Source organism: Haloferax sp. AB510, from assembly GCF_024136985.1.
In the GTDB taxonomy this organism is placed as follows: Archaea; Halobacteriota; Halobacteria; order Halobacteriales; family Haloferacaceae; genus Haloferax.
On sequence record NZ_JAMYJY010000171.1, the window covers coordinates 1 to 4,156 of the forward strand.

Below are 4,156 nucleotides of genomic sequence, written 5' to 3' on the forward strand. Positions count from 1 at the left end.
CGCGGTCTCGGCCGGCTGTTGCGCCGCGGGGTCCGGGTCCGCGCTCGCGTCGACGTCCGCAGCAGCGTCGGTGGCTGCGGCGTCGACCTCGGCCTGCGTCTCCGCGTCCGGAGCCGTCTCGATGGCGGCGTCCTCGGCGTCGGAGACGCCGGGCTGCGGGTTCGCCGGTTCGAAGCCCGCGGCCGCGGTCTCGACTTCACCCTCCGTCATCCCGACCTCCTCGGGCGTTCGGATGGCCGTGACCTCCTTGTTCTCGCTGATTACCTGTTCGTGTCCGCACCGCGAACAGACCTGTATCTCTCGAATCGAGACGACCACCTCGTCGCCGCGTTCCTCGCGCTCCCGTTCCGTCTCGGAGTCTCCGTAGGCGTGCCCGAGAAGACGGCAAGTAAGTCCCATTACGCGAGGATTCCGGGATTCGGAAACAAAAAGGTACCCCCTGCCTGTCGGACGCCCGTCAGACGGGCGGTACAAGTAAACAGGAGGCGAACGATGTACCCGCTATGAGAGCGAGGCGGGAGTTCCGGAACCGCCGCGACATCGAGGTCGCGGTGCTCGACGCGCTCGTCGACCGCCACGACGAGGGGATGACGGTGTTCGAACTCCGTGCCGCCGTGGACGCCGACATCGACACCATCGAAGAGGCGCTGTCGGCGCTGAAAGACGGGGGCCTCATCGTGGTCGAGGAGGCCGACACGGGGGTACTCATCCACGCCGACGAGCGCGTCGTTCCGGACCCGAGCGAAGCCGTCGAAGAGGACGCATCGCTGTTCGAGAGACTCCGCGAGCGGTTCGGGCTCTGAGCGAGCCAGCGCGGAGAAGGACTCGTTTCGACTATCCGGTCCGCCTGCGGCCGCCGCCGGAGGACTGTCGACCGAAAGCCGGTCCAGTCGTCCGGGAGTGGGAGGGTTTTACGCGCCGAAGGCGAAACGGGGGGTAATGACACTCGTCGCCGACATCCACGAGGCACACGGTGCGACGTTCGAGACGCGCGGCGGAATCGAGGTCGTGAGTCACTACGGCCGACCCGAACGGACCCACCGCGCCGTCAGAAACGGCGTCGGCGTCATCGAACACGGCTACGGCGTGGTCGTCGTCGAGGGCGAAGACCGGGTCGACTACGTCGACAACGCGGTGACCAACACCGTCCCCGACGAGGACGGCGAGGGCGTCTACGCCCTGCTGTTAGACCCCGACGGCCACATCGAGACGGAGATGTACATCTACAACGCGGGCGAGCGACTGCTGATTTTCACCCCACGTGACCGCGCGAAACCGCTCGTCGAGGAGTGGCGCTCGAAGACGTTCCTCCAGCGCGTCAAACTCCGCGACGCCTCCGACGAATTCGGCGTCTTCGGCGTCCACGGCCCGCAGTCGACCGAGAAGGTGGCGAGCATCCTCTCGGGTGCGGGCGCGCCGGAGCCCGAACTCTCCTTCGTCCGCGGCTCCATCGGCGGCGAACTCGGCGTCACGGTCGTCGCCTCCGACAACCCGATCGGCGAGGAGGGCTACGACGTCATCTGCCGCGCGAAGGACGCCGAAGACGTGCTCGACGCGCTCCTGTTCTACGGCAACCCCTCGGTCCCCGTCGGCTACCAGACGTGGGACAGCCTCACCGCCGAGGCCGGCACGCCGCTTTTCGAGTCGGAACTCCGCGGCAACGTCCCGAACGTCGTCGGCGTCCGCAACGCGCTCGACTTCGACAAGGGCTGTTTCGTCGGTCAGGAACTCGTCTCGAAGATCGAAAACCGCGGTCGGCCCTCGCGCCGGCTCGTGGGCTTCCGCGCCGACGACCTCCCCGATTCGGGTGCCGAGGTCTCGGCGGACGGCAAGCCGGTCGGCACCGTCACCCGCGCCGTCGAGAGCCCGATGCTCGACGTGCCCATCGGTTTCGCGCTCGTTGACTACGGCCTCGACGCCGACGACCTGAGGGTCGAGGTCGCCGGCGACGACGTGGCGGCGACCCGCGAGTCGCTCCCGTTCGTCGAGGGGAGCGCGGTGTCGGCGCGGATTCCGACGTATCCGGGCGAGAACTGAGCGGGGCGTCCGGGGGACAATCCCTCAGAACAGCTTCTTCAGGTGTTCGCGCGAGAAGAACGAACTCGGCTTGTCCATGTGGACGCCGATTTCGCCCGACAGCGACCGGAGGCCGACCCGCTGAAGCCACTCGGGGAAGGAGTAACACCGGCGCACGAGGTGCCCCAGTCGAATCTCCCGGGAGAGTTCGTCGCGCCACGCGTCCTCGTAGGCAGATAGCGTCTCCGGGTCGTCGGGGTCGATGGTCGCGGCGGCGATGTCGGCCGCGGTCATCCCGTAGAGGATGCCGCCGCCGGTGAACGGCTTGGTCTGAGCGGCTGCATCGCCGATGAGGAACGCCCGGCGGGTCGTCGTCCGGTCCGGCGGGCCGATGGGAATGGCTCCCGAACAGAAGTGCTCTGTCTCCACGTCGTAGGTGTTCGTGAGCGCGTCGAACATCTCGTTGACCTCAGCGCCCGGCGGGGCCGCGAGGCCGTACTCGACGCCGGCGTCGCCGCGAGGGATGCGCCACGCGAAAAAGCGCGGGACCGTGAGGTGCACGTCCACGAAGTCGCCGTCGTCCGGGTCGGGGTCGAACGCGAGGACGCCGTGGAGCGTCTCCGACGGTTCGGGGAGGTCGAGCGCCCGGCGGACCCGCGAGGTGGGGCCGTCGCACCCGGCGACCATCTTCGCTTCGAACTGGACGGTTCCGGCCTCGCCGGCCACGCTGGCGGTCAGCCGGACCCGGTCGTCGAGTTCCTCGACGGCGGTGACGGTGTGGCCCTCGCGCACGTCGGCACCGGCGTCGCGGGCGCAGTCGGCGAGGGTGCGGTCGAGTTCGACGCGGTCGATGACGTTCGAGACCTCGCTTTGCTTGTAGAACGGGTAGGCCTTCGAATTCGGGCCGCCGACGCGGAAGTTCGCCCCGTAGATGCGGTTCTGGAACAGGCGGTCGCGCGCCTCGTCGGGGACGTACTCCCAGATGTCGGTGCTGACGTGACCGGAGCACGCGAGGGGCGTCCCGACCTCGCCTTTCTCCAGCGCGAGCACGTCGTAGCCCGCGTCGGCCGCGCGGCGGGCGAACCGCGCGCCGGCGGGACCGACGCCGACGACGGCGAAATCGTACATGCTTGGCCGTTGCCGCGCCGACCCATGAATCTTCTCGCTTCGGGCGAGGGGGCAGCCCGGACGAAAAACCGCCCGACTACTCGACGACCGCCAGTCCCGCCGCAGTCCGTCGTGTCCCGTCCCACGGGACCTCGATTCGGCCCCACGAGTCGCCGAAGTCGGTCGTCCGGTAGAGGCCGTGGTCGTTCGCGGCGTAGCACTCGCCGCCGGTTCGTCCGGCCGCCAGAACCGCGCGCGTCGCGCCCGGTCCGGTCGGTAATCCGGTCTCGTCGAGGCGTTCCCACGACTCGCCGCCGTCGCCGTTGCCATCGTCGTCCCGGGACGTTCGCCGGTAGAGGTACGCCTCCGCCGACTCGACCCGGTGGGCGCGCATCGGCCCGGAGGCGGCCGTCAGGAGCACCGAGTCCGGGTCCGCGGGGTCGACGACGACGCTCCAGCAGTAGCCGTGGCCCAGCCCCGCGGTCGGCGTCGTCCACGTCTCGCCCGCGTCGTCGGTCTCGGCGTAGCCGTCTCCTGCGGCGATCCAGACGCGGCCCGGCCGTCGGGGTGCGTCGCCATCGAGTGCGTGTCTCGCTTGCTCGACGGCACGCGGTCTTGCCACGTCTCCCCGCCGTCGAGCGAGCGGACGAACGCTCCGGCTTCGACCGCGACGAACAGCCGGTCGGGGTCGGTCGGGTCCGGTTCTATCCAGCGGACGTGGTGAGTGTGCGGACGGGGCGGGAACGCCCACGACGACGACGAATCGAGGTCCGAAAGCAGCGCGAGTTCGGCCCACGTGTCGCCGCCGTCGCGGGAGCGGAAGACGGCCGAGGGTTCGGTGCCGGCGTAGACCACGTCGGGGTCGGACGAGGAGACGGCGAGGCTCGTCACCGACTCGGGGAGCGCGTCGGTCCCGACCGCGTGCCACGACGCCCCGCCGTCGGTCGTTCGGAAGACGCCGGCGTCGAAGGTCCCGCAGAACGCCCGGTCCGGCGCGTGCGAGTCGGCCGCGACGCACTCGATTCGGTGGTCG

General features: G+C 69.7%; 3 protein-coding genes and 2 pseudogenes. 2 read left to right on the forward strand and 3 right to left on the reverse strand.

All coding sequences use genetic code 11. The annotated features are described in order from the left end of the window. Positions 1–399, reverse strand: a pseudogene (locus NKF06_RS19840) (hypothetical protein); the annotation flags it as partial. Between the two features lie 104 nt (positions 400–503). On the opposite strand from NKF06_RS19840, the gene NKF06_RS19845 reads away from it, so the two are divergent. Together NKF06_RS19845 and NKF06_RS19850 are read left to right on the forward strand one after the other, a co-directional pair. Further along, the gene (locus NKF06_RS19845) at positions 504–803 is read left to right on the forward strand and encodes a DUF6432 family protein (RefSeq protein ID WP_253246387.1); all 300 of its coding nucleotides are present in this window, start codon (positions 504–506) and stop codon (positions 801–803) included. 136 nt (positions 804–939) lie between these two features. After that, positions 940–2,037, forward strand: a complete 1,098-nt coding sequence (locus tag NKF06_RS19850; protein WP_253246388.1) for a glycine cleavage T C-terminal barrel domain-containing protein — start codon at positions 940–942, stop codon at positions 2,035–2,037. Positions 2,038–2,061: 24 nt separating this feature from the next. Here NKF06_RS19850 and NKF06_RS19855 read toward each other — a convergent pair whose 3' ends face one another. Next, positions 2,062–3,144 carry a geranylgeranyl reductase family protein gene (locus NKF06_RS19855; protein WP_253246389.1) on the reverse strand — a complete coding sequence of 361 codons (1,083 nt, stop codon included), beginning with the start codon at positions 3,142–3,144 and terminating at the stop codon, positions 2,062–2,064. A 76-nt stretch (positions 3,145–3,220) separates the two neighbouring features. Then, positions 3,221–4,156: pseudogene (locus NKF06_RS19860) on the reverse strand (hypothetical protein); the annotation flags it as partial.

Bases quoted from the DNA above. Each gene is read 5' to 3' on its own strand.
- NKF06_RS19845 (WP_253246387.1), top strand. From the start codon at position 504: ATGAGAGCGAGGCGGGAGTTCCGGAACCGCCGCGACATCGAGGTCGCG.
- NKF06_RS19850 (WP_253246388.1), top strand. From the start codon at position 940: ATGACACTCGTCGCCGACATCCACGAGGCACACGGTGCGACGTTCGAG.
- NKF06_RS19855 (WP_253246389.1), bottom strand. From the start codon at position 3,144: ATGTACGATTTCGCCGTCGTCGGCGTCGGTCCCGCCGGCGCGCGGTTC.